Annotated in this window: 18 protein-coding genes; 8 read left to right on the top strand and 10 right to left on the bottom strand. The window is 64.9% G+C overall.

The genetic code is table 11. From position 1 onward, the window contains the following. Positions 1-2: 2 nt before the first annotated feature. A complete protein-coding gene (locus ACWPN8_RS31280; protein ID WP_492243627.1) occupies positions 3-617 on the bottom strand; it encodes an NUDIX hydrolase in 615 nt (204 codons plus the stop codon). Positions 618-1,091: 474 nt separating this feature from the next. Between ACWPN8_RS31280 and ACWPN8_RS31275 the strand changes: the two genes are divergently transcribed. The 4 genes from ACWPN8_RS31275 to ACWPN8_RS31260 all read left to right on the top strand — a co-directional run bounded on the left by ACWPN8_RS31275 (position 1,092) and on the right by ACWPN8_RS31260 (position 6,268). Further along, entirely contained in the window at positions 1,092-2,066 is a 975-nt protein-coding gene (locus tag ACWPN8_RS31275; protein ID WP_492243626.1) for a sialidase family protein, read from the top strand. 70 nt (positions 2,067-2,136) lie between these two features. Continuing rightward, positions 2,137-3,255, top strand: coding sequence for an aromatic ring-hydroxylating oxygenase subunit alpha (locus tag ACWPN8_RS31270; RefSeq protein WP_492243625.1), 1,119 nt, complete (start codon positions 2,137-2,139; stop codon positions 3,253-3,255). Positions 3,256-3,353: 98 nt separating this feature from the next. Next, on the top strand, positions 3,354-4,970 hold the full coding sequence (locus ACWPN8_RS31265) for a DUF1800 domain-containing protein (RefSeq protein ID WP_492243624.1): 1,617 nt from the start codon (positions 3,354-3,356) through the stop codon (positions 4,968-4,970). A 14-nt stretch (positions 4,971-4,984) separates the two neighbouring features. Next, complete coding sequence (locus tag ACWPN8_RS31260) at positions 4,985-6,268, top strand: DUF1501 domain-containing protein (RefSeq protein WP_492243623.1); 1,284 nt, start codon at positions 4,985-4,987, stop codon at positions 6,266-6,268. Positions 6,269-6,407: 139 nt separating this feature from the next. On the opposite strand, the gene ACWPN8_RS31255 is transcribed toward ACWPN8_RS31260, so the two are convergent. The 6 genes from ACWPN8_RS31255 to ACWPN8_RS31230 all read right to left on the bottom strand — a co-directional run bounded on the left by ACWPN8_RS31255 (position 6,408) and on the right by ACWPN8_RS31230 (position 10,146). Beyond that, entirely contained in the window at positions 6,408-6,827 is a 420-nt protein-coding gene (locus ACWPN8_RS31255) for a type II toxin-antitoxin system VapC family toxin (RefSeq protein WP_492243622.1), read from the bottom strand. Beyond that, entirely contained in the window at positions 6,827-7,072 is a 246-nt protein-coding gene (locus ACWPN8_RS31250; RefSeq protein WP_109095191.1) for a FitA-like ribbon-helix-helix domain-containing protein, read from the bottom strand. Before ACWPN8_RS31250 ends, ACWPN8_RS31255 begins: the two co-directional genes overlap by 1 nt. A gap of 73 nt (positions 7,073-7,145) precedes the next feature. Then, positions 7,146-7,709: a GNAT family N-acetyltransferase gene (locus ACWPN8_RS31245; protein ID WP_109095190.1), complete on the bottom strand. Its 564-nt coding sequence runs from the start codon at positions 7,707-7,709 to the stop codon at positions 7,146-7,148. After that, on the bottom strand, positions 7,706-8,695 hold the full coding sequence (locus ACWPN8_RS31240; RefSeq protein ID WP_492243621.1) for an RHO alpha subunit C-terminal catalytic domain-containing protein: 990 nt from the start codon (positions 8,693-8,695) through the stop codon (positions 7,706-7,708). Before ACWPN8_RS31240 ends, ACWPN8_RS31245 begins: the two co-directional genes overlap by 4 nt. Further along, positions 8,692-9,360 carry a Rieske 2Fe-2S domain-containing protein gene (locus ACWPN8_RS31235; RefSeq protein ID WP_492243620.1) on the bottom strand — a complete coding sequence of 223 codons (669 nt, stop codon included), beginning with the start codon at positions 9,358-9,360 and terminating at the stop codon, positions 8,692-8,694. Before ACWPN8_RS31235 ends, ACWPN8_RS31240 begins: the two co-directional genes overlap by 4 nt. Before the next feature lie 9 nt (positions 9,361-9,369). Beyond that, positions 9,370-10,146 (bottom strand): SDR family NAD(P)-dependent oxidoreductase, encoded by a 777-nt coding sequence (locus ACWPN8_RS31230; protein ID WP_492243619.1) that lies wholly within the window; start codon positions 10,144-10,146, stop codon positions 9,370-9,372. Between the two features lie 261 nt (positions 10,147-10,407). Here ACWPN8_RS31230 and ACWPN8_RS31225 point away from each other — a divergent pair, with 261 nt between their 5' ends. Both ACWPN8_RS31225 and ACWPN8_RS31220 read left to right on the top strand, forming a co-directional pair. Next, positions 10,408-11,496, top strand: a complete 1,089-nt coding sequence (locus tag ACWPN8_RS31225) for a 3-oxoacyl-ACP synthase III family protein (RefSeq protein WP_492243618.1) — start codon at positions 10,408-10,410, stop codon at positions 11,494-11,496. 243 nt (positions 11,497-11,739) lie between these two features. Next, positions 11,740-12,503, top strand: a protein-coding gene (locus ACWPN8_RS31220) for an IS5 family transposase (protein WP_492243617.1) whose coding sequence is annotated in 2 segments (ribosomal slippage) — positions 11,740-12,070 and positions 12,070-12,503 — 765 coding nt in all. Because the reading frame shifts where the segments join, the coding sequence is not laid out codon by codon here. A 142-nt stretch (positions 12,504-12,645) separates the two neighbouring features. Here the strand turns inward: ACWPN8_RS31220 and ACWPN8_RS31215 are convergent. Both ACWPN8_RS31215 and ACWPN8_RS31210 read right to left on the bottom strand, forming a co-directional pair. Further along, the gene (locus tag ACWPN8_RS31215; protein ID WP_492243616.1) at positions 12,646-13,896 is read right to left on the bottom strand and encodes a glycosyltransferase family protein; all 1,251 of its coding nucleotides are present in this window, start codon (positions 13,894-13,896) and stop codon (positions 12,646-12,648) included. Further along, positions 13,871-14,599 (bottom strand): class I SAM-dependent methyltransferase, encoded by a 729-nt coding sequence (locus ACWPN8_RS31210; RefSeq protein WP_492243615.1) that lies wholly within the window; start codon positions 14,597-14,599, stop codon positions 13,871-13,873. Before ACWPN8_RS31210 ends, ACWPN8_RS31215 begins: the two co-directional genes overlap by 26 nt. Positions 14,600-15,043: 444 nt before the next feature. On the opposite strand from ACWPN8_RS31210, the gene asnB reads away from it, so the two are divergent. Next, the gene (asnB, locus tag ACWPN8_RS31205) at positions 15,044-16,951 is read left to right on the top strand and encodes an asparagine synthase (glutamine-hydrolyzing) (protein ID WP_492243614.1); all 1,908 of its coding nucleotides are present in this window, start codon (positions 15,044-15,046) and stop codon (positions 16,949-16,951) included. Positions 16,952-17,027: 76 nt separating this feature from the next. Here asnB and ACWPN8_RS31200 read toward each other — a convergent pair whose 3' ends face one another. Next, the gene (locus ACWPN8_RS31200; RefSeq protein WP_492243613.1) at positions 17,028-17,987 is read right to left on the bottom strand and encodes a UDP-3-O-(3-hydroxymyristoyl)glucosamine N-acyltransferase; all 960 of its coding nucleotides are present in this window, start codon (positions 17,985-17,987) and stop codon (positions 17,028-17,030) included. Between the two features lie 361 nt (positions 17,988-18,348). On the opposite strand from ACWPN8_RS31200, the gene ACWPN8_RS31195 reads away from it, so the two are divergent. Beyond that, positions 18,349-19,689 (top strand): IS1380 family transposase, encoded by a 1,341-nt coding sequence (locus ACWPN8_RS31195; RefSeq protein WP_492243612.1) that lies wholly within the window; start codon positions 18,349-18,351, stop codon positions 19,687-19,689. Positions 19,690-19,825: the final 136 nt, after the last annotated feature.

Raw genomic sequence — 19,825 nt, 5'->3', positions numbered from 1 at the left:
CTTTATCCTTGGCTGGTTGTGTCCGGTGACTGGGGACGGGAGACCGCCCGGGCGATCTCGGCCTGCCAGACCATGCTGACCAGGGCGATCTGGGTCAGCAGATGCATCTCGCCGCGGCCGATGGCCTCCTGCAGCTCCGTCCGCGTCAGGAACAGGATCTCGGTGTCCTCCAGATCGTCGGAGACCGGATCGGCGACCCGGCGGCAGCCGGTGGCATGGAACATGTGCGACCAGGCCCCGCCCTGGTTGGCGTTGACGATGTAGGCGCCGAGGTCGGTCCAGGCCTCCGCTTCCATCCCCGTCTCCTCCATCAGTTCGCGCCTGGCGGCGGCCAGCGGATCCTCGCCGGGCGACAGATGCCCGCCTGGAAACACCAGCCCGACCTTGCGCGGGCCGTGGCGGTACTGGCGGTAGGTGACGATCCGCCCGTCCGCCGTCTCGGCGAAGATACAGGCGAAGGAGGGCTGGTCGAACTGGTAGTAATCGTCGATCCGCCGCCCGTCCGGCAGCTCCACCGTCTCGACCCGGACCTTCAGGAACGGATCGGCGTCCAGCAGCTCGCGGCTGCCCAGCACGGTCCAGGGGCGGTGCAGGCGGTAGGGGCGGTGTCCGGGCATCGGCTGGGCTGTTCTGTGTCGGGTGCGGTTGGCCCTATCGCCTATCAGCCCCCGCCCACCGGCGTCCAGTCCCCCTCATGGGGAAGGACCGGGATGGGGCTTCAGGCCGCCGCGGAGAGCCGGTTCACGAAGGGGCCAGCCCGTCCGCCGAAACTCCCGCCGCCTCCAGCCCCTGCGGGCCGTCGGGCCGGAACCGTCGGCCTTCGCCTTGCCGCTCTGCTGCCGAGGCGCGGCGTTACGGGTTATAAGCCTTGCGGTCTTGTGAGGACTGAAGAAGGCAGGGAAACCCGATGGCCATGACCGGTGTCGAGCATCGCGTGCTGTACCGCGACCCGCGTTTCTATGCGTCCTTCCCGTCGCTGGCCCCGACCGTGCCGGGACAGGAGGGAACGATGCTGCTGGCCTTCCGGCGGGCCCGCGACCATCGCTGGCTGCGCGGGGCAGAATACCGGGCGGGAGAGACCGGGTTCAACCATGTCGACCATCTCGATTCCCGCTCCCAGAACCGTCCTGCTGCGGCTCGGCCCCGATGCGGAGCCGCTGGGAGAGGAAACGGCCCTGCCCGCCGATCCGCAGGCGGCCGACCAGGACGCCAGCCTGCTCATTCTTCGCGACGGCCGCATCCTGCTGACCGGATTCCGCTGGTATCCGGTGCCGTCGTCCCAGGGGGACGCGCTGCGCGCGCTGGGGATCGGGCTGACCGGCAACCCGCAGAAGACCGGCGACCTCTACATCTTCTGGGGCGGCTACAGCCGGCACAGCGACGATGGCGGGCGGAGCTGGACCGCGCACCGCGACCTGCCCCCGCTGCCCGGCCATCCCGACATCGTGCCGGGCCGGCGGCCCTTCCATGGCGGGGCGGTGCGCGGCCGGGCGGTGGAGGCGCCGGACGGCACGATCCTGCAGACCGGCTACACCCACCACCCCTCCACCGGCACCTATGCCAGCCATCTCTTCGCCTCCACCGACCGGGGGGAAAGCTGGGGGCACCGGGCGGTCATCGCCATCGATCCCGAGGCCAGGGCCGGCTTCTGCGAGACGGCGCTGCATCTGGACGCCGACGGCGTGCTGCACGCCTTCCACCGCACCACCGGGCTGGACGACCATCTGGCGACCTCGCGCTCCACCGACATGGGCCACAGCTGGGAGCCCTGGCGGCGCCATGCGGTGGTCGGCCATCCCTATGACGCCTGCCCGCTGCCGGATGGCCGGCTGCTGCTCGCCGGCGGCTACCGCCATGCGCCCTATGGAGTCCGCGCCCGCCTCTACGACCCGCGCCGCCAGCAGCCGGACGAGGGGACGGAGTTGGTGCTGCGCGACGACGGGCCGGCACCGGATCTGGGATATCCCTGGGCGGCGGTGCTGCCGGACGGCCGTGCCATGGTCGCCTATTACATCTGCGACGCCACGGGGCTGCGCGGGATCGAGGCGACGCTGTTCCGGCCGTGAGGGGAGAGAGTGCCTGCGACCCGCTGTGCCCTGGACCGGCCGGCGGGGCGCAGGCTACCCTTCCTGCATCATGGAAAGCCCCCTCCCCTTCTTCGCCGCCAAGGCCGTTCCCGGCATCGCCCCCGCCGCCTACCACGACCCGGAGATCTTCCGGGCGGAGGAGGAGCGGGTCTTCCGCCGGTCCTGGGTTTTCGCCGGCTTCACCGACGACCTCGCCCGGCCCAACGACTATCTGACCCGGCGCATCGGCGGGCTGGATGTGCTGGTGCAGAATTTCGAGGGGGAACTGCGGGGCTTCCGCAATGTCTGCACCCACCGCTTCGCCCTGATCCACCGGGCGCAGCGCGGCAACGGCATGCTGCGCTGCGGCTATCATGGCTGGACCTTCGACCGCGACGGCGTGCCCTATGGCATCCCCGGCAACGAGGCGAATTTCGGTCTCGACCGCGAGGGCCGCTGCGGCCGCTCCCTGACCCCGGTGGCGGTGGGGGTGTGCGGGCGCTTCGTCTTCCTGCGGGTGGCGGCGGAGGGGCCGGATCTCGACGACTGGCTGGGCGTCACTGCCGACGTGCTGCGCCATGCCTCGGAGATCTTCGTCCGCCCCTTCGACGAGCAGTCGATGGAGTGGGCCGCCAACTGGAAGATGGGGGTGGAAAGCGTGCTGGAGGTCTATCACGCCGACCTCACCCACCCGACCACCTTCCGCAAGCTGGTGAAGGGCGACTGGCGCTGCGACTATGACGGCGCCCACTCCCGCGGCGTCACGTCGGTGTCGGACAGGAGTGCCCGCTGGTGGGACGGCGTGTCGGACCGGCTGGGCTTCCGCCCCAGCCCGGCTTTGCGCGAGTACGACCACCTGCACATCTTCCCCAACCTGGAGATCGGCTTCACCCGCGGTGCTGTGATGAGCGTCCAGACCTACGATCCGCGGGGCCCCGACCGCTGCGCGCTGAGCCTCCGCCTGTTCCTGGCCGATCCGGACGGCGATGCCGGCAGGGGCGGTCCCGCCGCCCGCCGCCTGATCGAGGAGGGTGCCCGCGATCTCAACGTCGCCCTGCTGCGCGAGGACCAAGAGGCGTCGGAGCTGGCCTTCCGGGGGTGCCGCCAGACGGACCGCCCGGCGATGCTCGGCCTGAACGAGGAGCGCATCCAGCAGTTCCACGCGGTGTGGCGGGGAATGATGGGCTGACGCCGTCTCCCCCTGCCGCCGCTTTTTTGTCGCTGTCCGGGGAACTGGGGGTCTGTCATCATCGGGCAGGGGGCTTGGTCGTCGGAGGTTCATCCACCATGGGCGGCACCATGACGATTCCCCCTGCCGTCGTTTTCGGCCGGCTTGCCTTCGGTCCACGAACCGCGGAAATCGGCGCCGGTGATATCGATACCGGCCGGCCCGACTGGCTGGCCCGCTGGCTCGACCGGCAGCTGTCTCCCGATCTTTCCTCCGATGGTCATGACGACCCCGAGGTCGAGCGCCATCTCGCAGCTGCCAGGCTGCGCATCCGCTATCCCGCCGGGGACGGCTGGGAGGCGGTGGACGAGGACCGGCCGCTGGCCTGCCTGGGCCAACCCATCGAGGCGCTGTGGCCGCTGGCCGCCAACCGTCCGGCGGTCGCCGGGCCGGAGCGGCAGAGGCCGCGGCTGGAGACCGCAGCCGCCACACTGATCCGCGCCGTCCACAGCCGCTGGCAGCTGCGCGAGGTGCTGGTCGATTTCTGGCACAACCATTTCAACGTCAACGCGGCGGGCGAGCCGGCGGTGGCCGCCGCCCTCCCCGTCTATGACCGCGACGTGATCCGCCGCCATGCGCTGGGCAATTTCCGCGCCTTCCTGGAGGCGGTGGCGACCAGCAGCGCCATGCAGGTCTATCTGAACAACCGCTCGTCCCGTGCCGGCGCCGCCAACGAGAACTACGCCCGCGAGCTGTTCGAGCTGCACGGGCTGGGGCGCGACGCCTATCTGAACGCGCTCTACAACCGCTGGCGCGACGTGCCGGGGGCGCTGCGCGGCGCCCCCGACGGCTACATCGACCAGGATGTCTACGAGGCCGCCCGCGCCTTCACCGGCTGGACGCTGGAGGACGGCGCCGGGCTGGGCGGCGACGCCAGGCTGCCGGTGACCGGCCGCTTCACCTATGTCGAGGGCTGGCACGACAGTTACCAGAAGCGGGTGCTGGGGCGGGAGTTCGACCCCTTCCAGTCGCCGATGGACGACGGGCGCCGCGTGCTCGACCTCGTTGCCGACCATCCGGCGACAGCGCGCAACCTCTGTACCGCGCTGTGCCGGCGGCTGGTCGCCGACGATCCGCCGGCCGGGCTGGTCGCCCTGGCGGCGCGGGTGTGGACGGAGAGCCGCAGCAAGCCGGACCAGATCGCCCGCGTCGTCCGCGCCATCGCGCTCTCCCCCGACTTCGCCCGGATCCGCGACGCCAAGGTGAAGCGCCCGCTGGAGCTGGTGGCGTCCTTCGCCCGCGGCGCCGGCATCGATCTCGTCCCCACCAACGCCCTGCTGGGTGAGCTGGACGGCAGCGGCCAGCGGCTGTTCGGCTGGCCCGCCCCGGTCGGCCATCCCGACCGGATGGAGGCGTGGCTGGGAGCCGCCGCCATGCGCCGGCGCTGGTCGCTGCTGCTCGGGCTGGCGGAGAACCGCTGGGAGACCGGGGCCATCGACCTCGCTGCCCGTTTCCCGGCCCCGCTGTCGGCCGCGGCGGCGGTGGACCGCTGGCAGGAGATCCTGCATGGCCGCGAGCCGGATCGGGCGACCACCGCCGCCATCCTGACCGGCATGGGGCTGGCGGCCGACGCGATGCTGACGCCCGGCACGACGGCGGGCGCCAAGACCGACGATGGCCGGCTGCGGCGGATCGCCGCCTTCGTGGCGATGGCGCCACGCTTCAACCAGCGTTGAGGGAGGCTTGAGCCATGACGATTTCACGCCGCGGTGTGATGCAGGGCGGCTTGGCGGCCGGACTCGGGCTGGCCGGGAGCGTGCTGACGGGGCTGCCCGGCGTCCGCAGCCTCGCCTTTGCCGCCGATGGATTTTCTGCCGAAGCGCCGGCCGGCACGCTGGTGGTGGTGTTCCTGCGCGGCGGGGCGGACATGCTGGCACTGGTGGCGCCGGCCGACGACCCCGACTATCGCGCCGCGCGGACGCCGGAGCTGCGGGTGATGGCGGAGGGGCCGAAGGCCGGCATCCGGCTGGACCAGACGCTGGCCCCTTCCCTCGACTTCCGCCTGCATCCGGACGCCGCCCCGCTGGCGGAGCTGTATGCCGCCCGCCGGCTCGCCATCGTCCATGCGGTGGGGCTGACCGACGGCACCCGCAGCCATTTCGTCGCCCAGGACCTGATGGAGCGCGGCATCGCCCGCGAGGAGGACCTCGCCCGCACCGGCAGCGGCTGGGTTGCCCGCTGGCTTGGCGAGGGCGGGCACGCCGAGGGGTTGCAAGGACGCGTTCCGGCCATCGGCACCGCCGCCGCTCCGGCCGCCGCCCTGGCCGGTATGGGTGGCGCGCTCGCCGTGCCCGACCTACGCGGCGGGCTGGCCCCTCCCGGCGGGCCGCAGGCGGCGGCGGTGCTGGCGGCGCTCTGCCGGCAGGGAGACGGCGCCTATGAGCGGGCGGCGCGGGCGGCGCTCGACGGGCTGTCGGCGGTCGATGGCCGACTGCCGCGCGGGGCCGACGGCAAGGTCGCCGCATATGATGCAGAGGGCGGGGCCGTCTATGAGGAGACCGAGGCCGGGCGGGCGTTGCAGACGGTGGCCCGCGTGCTGAAGATGGACATCGGCCTGCGGGCGGCCTGCGTCGATGTCGGCGGATGGGACACACACGAGAACCAGCAGGGGCGCTTCGCCAGTGCCGCCGGTCAGCTGTCGCGCGCGCTTGCCGCCTTCCATGCCGATACCCGGCGTTATGAGCGCGACCTGACGGTGGTGGTGATGAGCGAGTTCGGCCGGCGCCTGCGCGGCAACCGCAGCCAGGGCACCGACCACGGCCATGGCGGCGCCATGCTGGTGCTGGGCGGCCGGGTGGCGGGCGGGCGCATGCTGGGCCGCTGGCCGGGGCTGGCCAGCCACCAGCTGGACCGCGGCGTCGATCTGGCGGTCACCACCGATTACCGGACGGTGCTGTCGGAACTGATCGGCGCACCGGCGGCGCGCGGCTTTCCAGGATTCCAGGGGGCGCCGCTGGGGGTGCTGCGGGGGTAAGGCGGTCAGTCCGCCGACATTGGTGTGAAGAGCCGCGGATCGACGGGAACATTCTGGATGTCGGCGCTGCGCCGCTTCTCCGCATCCGGGGGCAGCGAGTTGAGGGGAAAATGGTCGCGGTCTGGCAGGGCGGCTGACTTTAACTTTCCCACGGATTGATGATTGGCACCCCGCAATCCAGAAAATCCGCCACGTTCCTGGTTGCCAAGGAAGCGCCACGGAATGCAGCGATAGCAGCGATCTGCGCATCGAAGGCCCCGGTTGGCCGGCCTTGTTGCCGTCGTCCCGCAGCGATGGGCGCGAAGGCTTTTGCCGCCATGCTGTCGAAGGGCAGCACCCGGCCGGCGAAGTCCTCGGCAAACATCTGCTCCGCCGCCATTAGCAGGTCGCTTCGCCGCCGCCCCTCCGGCAGCAGGGCGAGACCGAAGAGAATCTCCGCTTGGGTGATCGTCGTCGTGAACAGGGTGGCGGCGGGGTGTCCGGCGAACCAGCGAAGTACGGCTTCGGACGGGGCCGGGCGCATCAGTTCCGAAAGCACGTTCGTGTCGAGGACGATCATCAGTCGAAGCTGGGCGGAGGTCGCAGGGCTTCCCGTCTTGCCTCCGTTACCTCGACGCCGCCGAGCCGCGCGAAGCGCCGGTGGATTGCTGCGCCGAGATCCGGAACCGGCTGCCGCTCTTCCGTAAGTGCTGCACGCAGAATGTGGCGGGCCTCATCCTCCATGGAACGCCCGTGATGGGCGGCACGGATCCGCAGCCGGGCTTTCAACGGATCCTCAAGGTTCCGGATCGTGAGGCTGGCCATCCTGTGCTCCTCGGCATGTTGGGAAGAAGGTTAGGTCGTGATTGCATCGATTTCAATGATAGCGTTCTCCCCCTCACCGCCACTCCCGCCCGTCCATGTCCTGATAGACCCTGAACCGGTCGCGCACCGCCAGCCAGTCCTCGGCCAGCATTTCGAAGATGTGCAGGTCGATCTCCTGCCCGTCCTTCACCACCTGGCGCTTCAGCACGCCGACCGGGCGGTAGCCGATCATCGGCTGGCCCTTCAGCAGGCGGGGGCTGTTGGTGCCCAGGATGTGGTTCACCACCTTGCGCAGCCCCAGCGTGAAGAAGACGTGGTTCAGCATGTAGGCGAAGTTCAGCGGGGCCGCCCCCGTCCGCCCTGCCCGCTCGCCCATCAGCACGCCGATGGTGGCGATCCGCCACTCCGGTTCGGTGATGGTGATGGAGACATGGCCGGCCGGCACGCCGTCGACGCAGAGGATGCGGTGGACATAGTCGTCCCGTTCCGCACAGCGCCGCAGCCATGCCTTCTGGCGCTCCACGTCATAGGGTACGACGCTCAGCATCTGGCCGGCGATGTCGGGCCGGGTGCGCCAGTCGAGCATAAGTTGGGCGTGGTCCTCCGTCGGCTCGATGAAGGTGAGGGTTCCGCTCATGCAGCCTCTCCCAACTGGCGCAGCATCGCCTGATGGAAGTCGAGAATGCGGCGCTCGCGCCGGCCGTAGATGCCGGTGATGTGGGGAAGGTCCGCGATGCCCGGGCGGCCCTGCTGCACCGCCTCGCAGACCGGGCGGTCCTCGGCGATTACAGTGCTGGCGGATTCGATCAGATAAGCGGCGGTGGAGCGGTGGAAGGCCTGCTCGCGCGCCGTTTCCAGCCGGGTGGTGGGCAGGAACAGCTGCCACCGCAGGACCGCGGAATCGGGAGCGACCGGATCGACCCGGTGCGGGATCACCGTGGCACCGTAGAAGGTCGCCAGATAGAAGTTCGGGAAGATGAAAATGTGGCGGTAGACGGGCTCTTCGGCAAAGCGGCGCAGGCGCAGCTTGGCGTCCAGCTTCGCCCACCAGCCGGCGGTGCCGTCGGCCAGCAGCCAGTGGGAGTCGCTGTTGGCGCCATGGCGTTCGGTGACGAGCCCGTTCTGCCAGTCGGGATGCACGGCGGGATGGATGGTGTCGGGATGCACGGTGGAGCCGTGGAAATCGTCCATCGTGTTCTCGACCAGCGCTTTCCAGTTGGCCTGGAAGGCGATGCCGACCGGGGCCTGCGGGTTGAGGCAGTTGGCCGACATCATGACCAGCCGCTCGCCATAGGGCGCCAGATGCTCAGCCAGGGTGGGACCGTTGTCCTGTGCGATGCGGGCGAAGACCAGGGCGCCGCAGCGGTCGATCTGCAGGGGCCGCACCCGATCCCCGTCGCGGCAGACGCCGTCCATGGCCTCGCCTTGGCGCCGCAGTTCAAAGCACAGCCCGGCCATCTCGGCGGTCAGGACATTCGTGGCGTCGAACACGCCCATGTAGAGCCAGCAGCGGCCGAAGAGCCGCTCACGCTCCTGCGCGAAGGCTTCCTCTGTCCAGAAATGGCTGTGGGGCAGGAAGGCGCCGTTTTCGGGGACGATGCTGTGGACGGAATGTGCGCTCATGCCGGCAGCTCCGCATCGGCGGTTGTTGGGGCGGTTGTGAGGGCGGTGGCGGGATAAAGGGTGACGGTGCGGGAGAAGCGGCTGTCTGCACCGTCTGGCGCGGCGCTGTGCAGCACCAGAGCACCGTCCGGCGCCCGATGGATGCGCAGGTTGGCGGCTTCGATGCGTTCCCAACCGTCCGCCGGCTCCAACGCGACGCCGCGGTGGGGGAAGGCGTCGGACAAAGCGGCCAGCCGGGCGAAGAGGTCGGCGCCCAACTCCTCTTCCAGCGACGGACCGTCGAGGGCCACCCGGACGAAGACCAGCCGGCCGCAGCGGGCCAGGGAGGCCGGGTGCAGGGCCAGGCGCCGGCGCCCCTCCGCCTCCAGCTGGAAGTCGGTCGGGTTGAAGGGCAGCCCGACCGGCAGGCCGTCGGCGTCGAAGCTCCAGCCGTGATAGGGACAGCGCAGCGGGCCGCAGCCCGCCGGCTCGCCATGGATCACGGCGAAGCGGTGGGTGCAGACGTTGCGGAAGGCGACCACCCGCCCCTTGATGTTCTGCGCCACCAGCGGCACCGCCCCCACCCGCGTGGTGACGAAGGCGTTGGGGCTGGCGAGGTTGTCCGCCAGGCAAAGGTGGAACCAGCGGGTTTCGGGCCGGCGGCTTTCGGGAGCTTCGTTCGGCATCGTGGGGCCTCAGGCGGTGCGGCCGCCGTCCACCGTGACGATGGACCCGGTCATCCAGCGGCTGGTGTCGGCGAGCAAATAGGCGATCATGTGGGCGATGTCGTCGGGATGGCCGAAGCCCAGCGGCTGGAGCGTGCGCAGATGCTCGTACTGCTCGGCGGTCAGCTTCTGCTTGCCGCGCTCGATCAGCTCGGTCTCGACGATGGAGGGAACGACGCAGTTGACGCGGATGCCGTCGCTCAGCAGCTCCACCGCCAGCCCCTTGGTGGCGGCAATGATGCCGCCCTTGCTGGCGGCATAGACGACGTTGCCGGGCGAGGCCGCCGTGGCGGCGGTGGAGGAGATCAGCGCGATTGCCGCCCGCTCGGCATGGCAGCCCTTCTGCCGCAGCCCGCGGGCGAGTGCCAAGGCGCTGCCCAGATTGGCCCGCATCACCTCGTCGAAGAAGGCGGCTGAGAAGATGCGGATCGGCCGCAAGGTCTGGATGCCGGCGCAGTGGGCGATGCCGTCGAAGGGGGCGTCGTCGGCGCACAGCCCCTTCACCCAGCCGGGCACGGCTTCGAGGTCCGACAGGTCGAAGGGGGCGATGGCGTGGTCGTCTCCTTCCAGACGGTCGGCGGTCTCTGCCAGCCGCTCCTCGTCGCGGCCGTTCAGCACCAGCCGGGCGCCCAGCTTCGCCAGCACCACCGCCGTCGCCCGGCCGATCCCGGCCGACGCCCCGGTCACCAGGATGCGGCGGCCGGTCAGGTCCATGGGGTTGTAGGCGGCCGGGGAGCGGGCGGTCATGGCGGGGAAATCCAGGGTGGTGGCGGATCGGGACGTGGACCATAGCACGACGGCCGGCCGACATCAGTGCGTCCGGGGCTGCGGCCTTTTGGTGCCGGGCGCCATGCCCCTTTCCCAATTGGCGGCAGCGGTGACGGTGGAGCCATGCGGCGCAATCAATCTTTCGGAAACCAATCCGGCGTCACTGTGCGCTATGGTGCCGGACACCGACCGAGACAAGCGCCCCTGCCGGGCTGCGAAGACGCGAAGGACAGGACAGCCATGAAAGCCATCATCGACGGCATCCGGATCGCCGGCCTGCGCGCGGTGGTGCCGCCTCAGCGTCATTCCTTCGTCGAGGATCCGGGCATGTTCACGGTGGAGGAGGCGAAGAAGCTGGCCGCCACCATCGGCGTCCAGGAGCGCCGCGTGCTGCCGCCTCCCTATTGCGCGTCGGATCTCTGCCTCGCGGCGGCGGAAGGGCTGATGGAGCAGCTGGGCTGGGAACCGGCGACGGTGGAGGTGCTGGTCTTCGTCTCGCAGGACGCCGATTACGTGCTGCCGGCGACCGCCTGCATCATGCAGCACCGGCTCGGGCTGCCGACCAGTGCGGCGGCCTTCGACGTGCCGCTGGGTTGCTCCGGCTATGTCTACGGCCTGTGGATCGCGGCCAAGCTGCTGGGCGGATCCTCGGCCAGACGCGCGTTGGTGCTGTGCGGCGACAACCCGACCCGTCACCTGCATCCTGAAGACCGCGCCACCCTGCCCCTGTTCGGCGATGCCGGATCGGCCACCGCGCTGGAGGTGGACCCGGCAGCATCCCCCATCCCTGTGGTGATCGGCACCGACGGCGCCGGCGCCCCGCACATCTTCGTCAAGGCTGGCGGCAAGCGCCATAGCCTGATCCCGCCGGTCGGCACCGCCGGCCGGATCGCCGAGGCCGCCGCCCAGCTGGAGCGCGACTCCCGCCTGACGCTGAACGGGGCGGAGGTGTTCTCCTTCACGCTCCGCGCCGTGCCGCCGCTGCTGCGCGAGGCGATGGAGCATGCCGGCACCGATGTCGATGGCATCGACCGCTTCGTCCTGCACCAAGCCAACGCCTTCATGCTGGAGCATTTGCGCAAGCGCATGAAGGTCCCGGCGGAGAAGTTCATCATCGACATGCAGGGCTTCGGCAACACCAGCTCCGCCTCCATCCCGCTGGCGATCTGCCACACCATGGGCGCGCCGCTGGCTGCCGGGCCGGTGAAGACGCTGATGGCCGGCTTCGGGGTGGGCTGGTCCTGGGGGGCGATGGTGGCGGAGCTGGGCCCGATGCCGGAGCCGCAGGTGGTGGATTTGCCGGAGGGGTATCCGGTGCTGGCGGTGTAAAGGCAAACACCGCTATGCCTCCGGTGGAAAATGTGGAGCGCTGCTAAGCCATCATAAGGTCCAGCGGTGGAAGGATATGGTGACGATCTCCGCTCTGACCGATATCATCGGCTGCCCATCGCGTTCCTGATGACGAGCGGGAAGATTGTCCATCACCACGACGTCACCTAGGCGGTAAACTCATAAATCGTCTTGGCCTAGAGAGTGGTGTCGTGATTTAAGGGTTTCCCGAAGGAGCCCTTGATGACGCGCCGCCGCTACGAACTCACGGACCAGGAATGGTCGATCCTATCGCCGCTACTGCCGAACAAGCCGCGCGGTGTGCGGCGTGTGGATGATCGCCGGGTTCTGAATGGTATTCTGTGGCGGTTCCGCACCGGATCGCCCTGGGCGGAGATACCGGAACGGTATGGTCCTTCGACGACCTGTTACAACCGGTTCGTGCGATGGCGGAAGGCCGGGGTCTGGGATCGGCTTCTGGAAGCGGTATCGGCAGCCTACGACGGCGACATCGTGATGATCGACAGCAGCTGTGTTCGCGTGCACCAGCACGCGGCCACGGGAAAAAGGGGGCTGGAGACGATGGCGGCATGGGACGTTCCCGTGGGGGCCTCACCAGCAAAATCCACGCGCTCGTCGATGCGGAAGGCCGCCCCGTCCGTCTGCGCCTGACTGCCGGGCAGGTTGCCGACTGCACCGAAGCCGACGCCCTGACGGAGGATCTTGGCGAGGGGGCCATCCTGTTGGCCGACAAAGGCTATGACAGCAATGCCATCCGCGCCAAAGCCGCCGGGCGGAAGGCTTGGGCCAACATTCCGCCCAAAACCAACCGCAAGGGCAGCTTCGTCTTCTCGTCCTGGGTCTATCGTCAGCGGAACCTTGTCGAAAGGTTCTTCAACAAGATCAAGCAGTTCAGAGGTATCGCCACCCGATACGACAAACGACCCGAAAATTTCCTGGCGGCCGTGAAGCTCGTCGCCGTCAGGCTATGGTGCCAGGGATTATGAGTTTACGGCCTAGGAAAAGAGGTGCTGTCATGTGGGCTGGTCTTCCCCAGCCCTCGTCTTGAATCAGATTTCACTCTTCTCGCGAATACCCCTTTAATTCCGAGCGACAGGAAAATGTTCTAATGCTTATAAGATCAAAGTCTTAGATAGATTTTGATATTGAATCAATGAAAATCTCATTGATTTTCTCCGACCTATTCATATATGAATGAGAAGATTTGACTTTTTTATTTCCTGCAGCAGCGATCTTACGCAGCAGTCCCGGGTTCATAAGGAGGTTGTTTATTTTATCTGTCGCCTCATCGATGTTCCTATATGAAACCACCTCCTCATCCTCGACAAAGAGATCGGCTAAATTATCGGCCGAATCGGTAATAAGGCATGCTCCCATGCCCGTGGCCTCAAACAGGCGAATATTCCCAACATTTTTGCCGGGAGGAGTTGAATGCATGTTGAAGGTCAGGCGGGACCGTCCCAATAGCTCGAACATCGGTAGTCCAAAAACGGCGGGATGGCATCGATTTGGGAACAAGCGGGATAGGGGAAAAGGTGGAGAGTGTCCGGGTTGCTGAAATACTGCTCGCAGATTATTTGCAACAGTGCCAGATTTATATTTTCCAATAAGATCCGATGCTTTGGAAATCCGCGCATCGATCTCTAACGCTGTCGGCATCATTTCCGGTTGATAAAGCGCAGCCTCATCTAGCCATGCCTCCAGCGGGGTTCTTTGGAAAAGGTCCAGCAGCCCCCAGAAGCGAGGTAGATGGAAAGGTCCCATGCCATAGCCTGATGCACCAGAGAAGCTAAAAGAAATGTCCCGTTGATCCGCTGACCTGTTCGGGGCATAATCAAGAATTCTGGTGTCGAATGCATGATAGAGAAGTTCGGTTCTGACACCCATTTGTTTTCCCATTCCGACATAGGACGGGACACAGACAAACAATAGATCAAGGTCACGAAGACTTCCTGGCCGCAGAATACCCCCTTCCTGTGCAGCGATAATTCTAATCGATCTAATATTATCTTTCAGTGCATTTAGAAAATCATCGCTACGCCAGCGAAGGGCGTAGATAAAAACCACATCAGGTCTGAATTCAGCCAATTGACCAAGTAAAAGGCCGGGCGCTTGTTGCGTCCATGTCAATGTTTGGTCAAGGGTAATACCTCTTTCTTTTGCCCATGTTCGATGCATATATTCTGCATCGAAAAAAAAGCACTTGGCATCTACTCCCATTTCGCGCAAATAGTAATCATAGGGCATATAGGACCCAGGGGGGAGGTTGCGAAAGTAATTTATTTGCGTCTCATAATCCTGATCCTTCAAATCCGGATACTGATTGTAATAGGTCTGATATGGTTGAAACGTATCAGTGATGACAGCCAGTCTGTACATTGCTATCTCCGGGTTGGACTAGGTCGCTGTCATACGGGTCAAACAGCCGGTCCGCAAAGCCGGCCGTCAAGGCACGATTACACATTTCTTCCCGGATGCGTGGAACACTGGGGGTTATCAAGATCGGACCGCTAAATCCTGGCAATTCCATTGGCGAAAGAATAGGCCGGCCCCAAGCCTGACTTCCAGCCAGAGATTGGTCGAACAACGACAGCCGCCCTCCGCTCAGTACATCGAGCAGAGTGGGCTCCTCCGATACCATGGCCTGCCAATCCGAACCCAGGCCCCACACGGCACTTTGATCGGCCTGTAGTGCTACCGCTCTGCAGCGCTCCGCTGCTAAGCAGCGGCGGTGCCTCAACGCGGCAATGAACCCCGTCGCTATGGTGGCTGGGGTGACCTCCTCCAACAGCTTGAGCGTTAGGACAAACCGGCCGCCCAGGCGACGCAGATCCTGGCTTTGAAAGCCCACGGTGTGTGTGAGGCGTTCCAATTGCTGAGAAGTGAAATGGCGGCAAGCGCCGGCGTCCAAGGTCAGTGGCTCCGTATCTGGTCTGTCCGCCCCAGTAATTGACAGCCAGCCTGCCGGTGCCAATAGCCGACGTATCTGCCGTAGCAGGGCGCGCGGTTGCGCCACAAAGGTCAGCACGTCATCCAGGACGACCAAACCGTAGGCCAGCCCTTGCTGAGCAGGCACGGTCATCCCTGGCCTCAGGTGGAGAGCCGGCGCTATCCATGGGACCTGGATCTCAGACAGAGAGATGGGTGCTGATGGTTGCGGAACGGCATTGGATTCCGTCCGCCACAGATGACCGCAGGCCGGGCAGCGCCGGATTTCCCGTCCTTCCGGATAGAGACGTCGGCAGATGATGCAACTGGGTCCCGGCCCATCGCCGCACAGACTGGCAGCCATTTCCACCGGCACAGCCGTCGACGTCATCGGTTCCATCAAGACCGGCGTACCGGCATTTGGCCCCATCCCAAGCCCTCTCTCTGGTCTTTCCAAGGAGCATACGAAATAGGTATCATCAGCCCTGGACTGGTGAGAAGCAGAAACCCGGGTCGTCAAACTCCGCCTTCGCAGCCACCCGCTCCTACCCCCGGGCTCAGGCTCGGATGTTAAAGTTGCATATTATGCCCTCCGTTGATGGGGGCTCATTCTTCATGCCGGACAAGGGCATCAACCTGGGGAAGAACTATGTGTGGCATTGCCGGGGTCTTGCTCCCCGAATACGCGCGACCAGATCAGGCAGAACTGGCCGGAATGGCTGCACAACTCAAGACTCGAGGGCCGGACGGATGGGGTGCGGAGATCATTGGAAGTGCCGGTCTGGTCCATACGCGACTGGCAATCTTGGATTTGACGACGGCCGGCAAACAGCCCATGTCATGCCCAGAGGGCCGCTATTGGGTCACATTTAACGGGGAAATCTATAATTTCCTCGAGATTAGGGAAGAACTTCAACAGCATGGCTGGTCATTCAGCAGCAATAGCGACACAGAAGTTCTTCTGAAAGCCTTCATCGAGTGGGGAGAGGAATGTCAGCTCAAATTCAACGGCATGTGGGCTTTCGCCATTTGGGATGCTGAAAGGCGTCGGCTCTTCCTGTCGCGCGACCGGTTCGGGGTCAAGCCCCTGCATTATGTCTGGAAAGACGGATGCTTCGCCTTTTCCTCTGTCATGAAAGGGTTCCTGCCCCTGTCCTGGATGGACTGGGAAGTCGATGCCAATGCCTTGGCTGTGGGCATCACCTTCACCAGCCGTCTGGAAGGAACGGAAGATTGCCTGTTCAAGGTCATCCGCCGACTCCCGGCCGGACATCATCTTGTTGTTGAGCCGGGTTGCCCACCGCAGCTTTTCCGGTGGTGGAACACACTGAATCACCTTCCATCCATTCCTAACAGCTACGAAGATCAACGTGATTTGGTCCGGTCCCTTTTTTTGGATGCCTGTCGTATCCGAATGCGCAGTGACGTTCCGATCGCCACCGCTCTCAGTGGTGGCCTCGATTCCAGTTCAGTTCATTGTGCGCTTGCCGAGTTGATGCAGCATGGCGGCGGCGCGCGCACGACAACCAATTGGCAACGGGCCTATGTTGCCGATTATGCTGGAAGCCTGCAAAGTGAGCGGGCTTTTGCAGAGGCGGTGATTGCAAAGACCGGGGCTCAGGGGATCATTGAGAATATCGCAGTAAACGCTGTCTCCAGCCATGCGGATCAGATTATATTCGATATTGAGGAAGTCATCGAGAATATTTCTGCCCCCTGGATTTTGTACCGCCGAATGCGACAGGATGGTGTCGTCGTCTCTCTGGATGGCCATGGAGGGGATGAACTTTTTATCGGTTACCATTCGCAGCTGAATTCTGCTTTGGCCGAAATGTCCGATCCCGCTCTCCGAGCTGAATACCAGGAAGCTCTGACCGGATTTTCTGTTCCCGGATACAGTCAGGGCAGCGCCGGTGACTGGGTGCCGCGCGCCTCCCTGGTGGCCTCTCCTCCCAGACCGCCCCAACTTCCCGGACGTGACGAGGATCTGGAGCGCTTTAACCGGTTCGATCCTTTGACACGCTGCGCTTACGCCGACCTGCACTTCACCACCTTGCCAACGATCCTGCGCAATTTTGATCGATGCTCTATGGCCCATGGGGTAGAGATCAGAGCTCCCTTCATGGATTGGCGGCTGGTGTGTCTGGCCTTTGCACTTCCTCCGGATACGAAAGTGCGGCATGGGTTTGGCAAATTTATTCTGCGGGACGCGTTGCGCGATCTGCTCCCGCCCCTCGTCAGGGATCGGCGCCAGAAGCTGGGATTTGTCACTCCGGTGTTCGATTGGGTGGTCAGCCCGCTGGCCGCTTATATGCGGGATACGGCAGCCTCTGCCAGCTTCCAACAATCCCCCTACTGGGACGGCCCTCGGGTGCGTGATCTGCTGGAGAAGGCCCTGAAAGACGAGCATGGGTTAGCCCTGCTGTATTTCTGGCCGTTCATTCATGCATCCCGGGTCCTGGATCTGTTTGCCATGGCCCGCACTACTGCGCGGAAGATGACGTAATCCCCGCTCGGCCCTGGCTGAATACCAGGGCCGACAGTGTAAAACCCTCACTTTGAGATGCGAGGCAATATCTTCTTCAGAGGGTAGAATCTCTGCCGCCGTCCCGGATCATGCTATTGAAAAGCCCGGTCAGGGCCTTGAATTCCGCCGCGTTGCGGGCTGGGGATCCCATGACTGTCGTCCCGTCCGGTACATCCTTGACGACAACAGCCCCCAAGCCTACGGTGGCCCGTGCTCCGATGCGAATGCCATTGCGAATGCAGGCACTGGGAGCAATCCATGCTTCGTCCCCGATCATAACACTGCCGCCGATCATGGCTTGCGCGATGACGACGGCATGCCGTCCTACCACCACATTGTGCGCAATATGAACTTGATTATCGATCTTCGCCCCCTGAAGCAGCTTTGTATCTCCCAGGGTTCCACGGTCTATGCTTGTATTAGATCCAATTTCCACATCATCCTCAATCAATACCCCGCCGAAATGGGGGAACTTCTCCATCTCACCGGCGTCGTTCCGCTCATAGCCGAATCCATCGGCCCCAATCACCGTTCCGCTGTTGATAGTGACATTTCGTCCGATTCGGACATTGTCATAGAGAATAACCCCGGCATGAATGACGCAACCCGCCGCGATTAAACAGCGCCCCACAACCGCATGGGCCCCAACATAGACATCAGTGGCGATCTGTGCGGTTGAATCAATGATAGCACTGGGATGAATTCCAGAGGGGCGAACTGGAGCGAACAGGGATTGCAGAACGCGGATAAAGGCAAGACGTGGCTCTGCCACCCGAATCAGGGTTGCCCCTCCCTTATAATCAGGCGCGGCGGTCGTGGTGATTACAACCGCGGCTGGGCAGGAAGACAGAGCGGAGTTTGGGTTGCGGCAGAATGTCAGAGATTGCTCATCAGCTTCCGACAACGACCTGGGATGCCGGAACGACCGCCTCATATCTCCAAAGACGGACAATATTTCCCCTTCCAACAACGCAATGACATCCTGCGCAGTGTAATCGGGACCAGCACTGACCATGGCGCTCCTCCCTTCCTTTTCTTTCATGGAACCCGCAACTATTTTCTGTCGACTCTTTCGGATATGAATTTATGTAGTACTATCTACCCTGATTCCGGTGCACGCCAGCTATTTTAGCGTTCGCCTGAAGACGCTGTGAGAACACTGAATCAGGGTTTTAGAGTTCCTATCAAAACCCCAGCGGAGTGGGCTGAATCCGTTGATTTTCCTCGGTCCTACTCGGTTTTGATCCGCGCTCTTAGCCCGGATAATTCACCAGAGCTGAAGCTGCGGCGGCAGGCGCGAGGTTAAGCCGCTGAATTCGTGTATGATTCTGGTGCTGAAACAGTCTCACCACGGATCAACGGAGTTCACGCCCGCTATGGCCGAGAATACCGGGGTTCTGCCCGGCTTGTCACCGGTTGCTGGCAATCCGGTCATCATCGCCTTCAATGGCGGTCGCCTCACCTCCGACGCCGGCGTTCTGCTGCTGGCCGAGATCGACCGGCGGCTTGGGATCTGCGAGCGTCTGGCGCGCTGTATACAGGATCCCCGCGCGCCCGAGCGCGTTCGGCACACGCTGGCCGAGATGATCCGCTTCCGTGCCCTGCTGATCGCCGCCGGCTACCCGGACGCCAACGACTGCGACGCCCTGCGCAGCGATCCCGCCTTCAAGATGGTGGTCGGCCGGCTGCAGGAGAGCGGAGGCGACCTGTGCTCGCAACCGATCATCAGCCGACTGGAGAACCTGCCCGGCCCGCTGGCGCTCAAGCGCATGATGGCCGCCATGTTGGACCTGTTCTGCGACAGCTTTGCCACGGTGCCGCGGCGCATCGTTCTGGACATCGACGACACCGAGGACCGCGTCCACGGGGCCCAGCAGTTGTCCCTCTTCCACGCCCATTACGATGGGCGCTGCTTCCTGCCGATGCACATCTACGAGGCGACGACGGGCAAGCCGGTCGCCGTCATCCTGCGGCCCGGCAAGACGCCGGACGGCGCCGAGGTGGCGTTGGTGCTGCGCCACGTCGTGCGCGCCATCCGCGCCCGCTGGTCGCGCGTCGATATCTTCGTGTGCGGCGACAGCCATTACGGCCGCCATGAGGCGATGAGCTGGTGCGAGCACAACCGCATCGGCTACGTCTTCGGGTTGGCCGGCAACACGGTCCTGCTCGGGCGCATTACCGATCTGGCCGAGGACGCCGCCATGGGCCGGCTTGGCGGGGAGGCGGACAAGGTTCGGCGTTTCGGCGAGTTCCGCTACACCGCCCGCACCTGGAAGGTCGAGCGGCGGGTCATCGCCCGGACCGAGGCGTCGGCCCAGGGCACCGACACACGCTTCATCGTCACCAATCTGGCGGGCACGCCCAGGGCGCTGTACGAGACGATCTACTGCGCCCGCGGCCAGATGGAGAACCTGATCAAGGCGCACAAGCTGCATCTCGCCTCCGACCGGACGTCGTGCAGCAAGGCAACCGCCAATCAGTTCCAGTTGCTCATCCACACCGCCGCCTACTGGCTGCTGCACAGCTTGCGCGGCTTGGCGCCGAAGGCGTCGTTCTGGCGCGAGGCGCAGTTCGACACGTTGCGACTCGGCCTCATCAAGGTGGCGGCGCGGGTCACCGAGATGAAGACCCGCATCAAGGTGTCGCTGCCGACCAGCTTCCCCTACCAGGAAAGCCTCGCGATGCTGGCCGCCCGCGCCGCCAAGCTGCCGCCGTGACTGCTGGGGCGACGTGCCCCTGAACGAACCTGTCCCCGCAACCCTCCAGCCCAGTCATGCCGCGCTATTGGCGCCACCCATCGACGTGCCTTCGGGCAGCCGTTCCAAAACATTGATGAATGATCCGGGCTAGGTT

It is taken from the genome of Azospirillum sp. UENF 112521 (assembly GCF_058780665.1).
The sequence above is the reverse complement of the archived record's forward strand: the minus strand, read 5'-3'. Positions and strand labels throughout refer to the sequence as shown.

Bases quoted from the DNA above. Each gene is read 5' to 3' on its own strand.
- ACWPN8_RS31280 (WP_492243627.1), bottom strand. From the start codon at position 617: ATGCCCGGACACCGCCCCTACCGCCTGCACCGCCCCTGGACCGTGCTG.
- ACWPN8_RS31275 (WP_492243626.1), top strand. From the start codon at position 1,092: ATGTCGACCATCTCGATTCCCGCTCCCAGAACCGTCCTGCTGCGGCTC.
- ACWPN8_RS31270 (WP_492243625.1), top strand. From the start codon at position 2,137: ATGGAAAGCCCCCTCCCCTTCTTCGCCGCCAAGGCCGTTCCCGGCATC.
- ACWPN8_RS31265 (WP_492243624.1), top strand. From the start codon at position 3,354: ATGGGCGGCACCATGACGATTCCCCCTGCCGTCGTTTTCGGCCGGCTT.
- ACWPN8_RS31260 (WP_492243623.1), top strand. From the start codon at position 4,985: ATGACGATTTCACGCCGCGGTGTGATGCAGGGCGGCTTGGCGGCCGGA.
- ACWPN8_RS31255 (WP_492243622.1), bottom strand. From the start codon at position 6,827: ATGATCGTCCTCGACACGAACGTGCTTTCGGAACTGATGCGCCCGGCC.
- ACWPN8_RS31250 (WP_109095191.1), bottom strand. From the start codon at position 7,072: ATGGCCAGCCTCACGATCCGGAACCTTGAGGATCCGTTGAAAGCCCGG.
- ACWPN8_RS31245 (WP_109095190.1), bottom strand. From the start codon at position 7,709: ATGAGCGGAACCCTCACCTTCATCGAGCCGACGGAGGACCACGCCCAA.
- ACWPN8_RS31240 (WP_492243621.1), bottom strand. From the start codon at position 8,695: ATGAGCGCACATTCCGTCCACAGCATCGTCCCCGAAAACGGCGCCTTC.
- ACWPN8_RS31235 (WP_492243620.1), bottom strand. From the start codon at position 9,360: ATGCCGAACGAAGCTCCCGAAAGCCGCCGGCCCGAAACCCGCTGGTTC.
- ACWPN8_RS31230 (WP_492243619.1), bottom strand. From the start codon at position 10,146: ATGACCGCCCGCTCCCCGGCCGCCTACAACCCCATGGACCTGACCGGC.
- ACWPN8_RS31225 (WP_492243618.1), top strand. From the start codon at position 10,408: ATGAAAGCCATCATCGACGGCATCCGGATCGCCGGCCTGCGCGCGGTG.
- ACWPN8_RS31215 (WP_492243616.1), bottom strand. From the start codon at position 13,896: ATGTACAGACTGGCTGTCATCACTGATACGTTTCAACCATATCAGACC.
- ACWPN8_RS31210 (WP_492243615.1), bottom strand. From the start codon at position 14,599: ATGACCGTGCCTGCTCAGCAAGGGCTGGCCTACGGTTTGGTCGTCCTG.
- asnB (WP_492243614.1), top strand. From the start codon at position 15,044: ATGGGGGCTCATTCTTCATGCCGGACAAGGGCATCAACCTGGGGAAGA.
- ACWPN8_RS31200 (WP_492243613.1), bottom strand. From the start codon at position 17,987: ATGGTCAGTGCTGGTCCCGATTACACTGCGCAGGATGTCATTGCGTTG.
- ACWPN8_RS31195 (WP_492243612.1), top strand. From the start codon at position 18,349: ATGGCCGAGAATACCGGGGTTCTGCCCGGCTTGTCACCGGTTGCTGGC.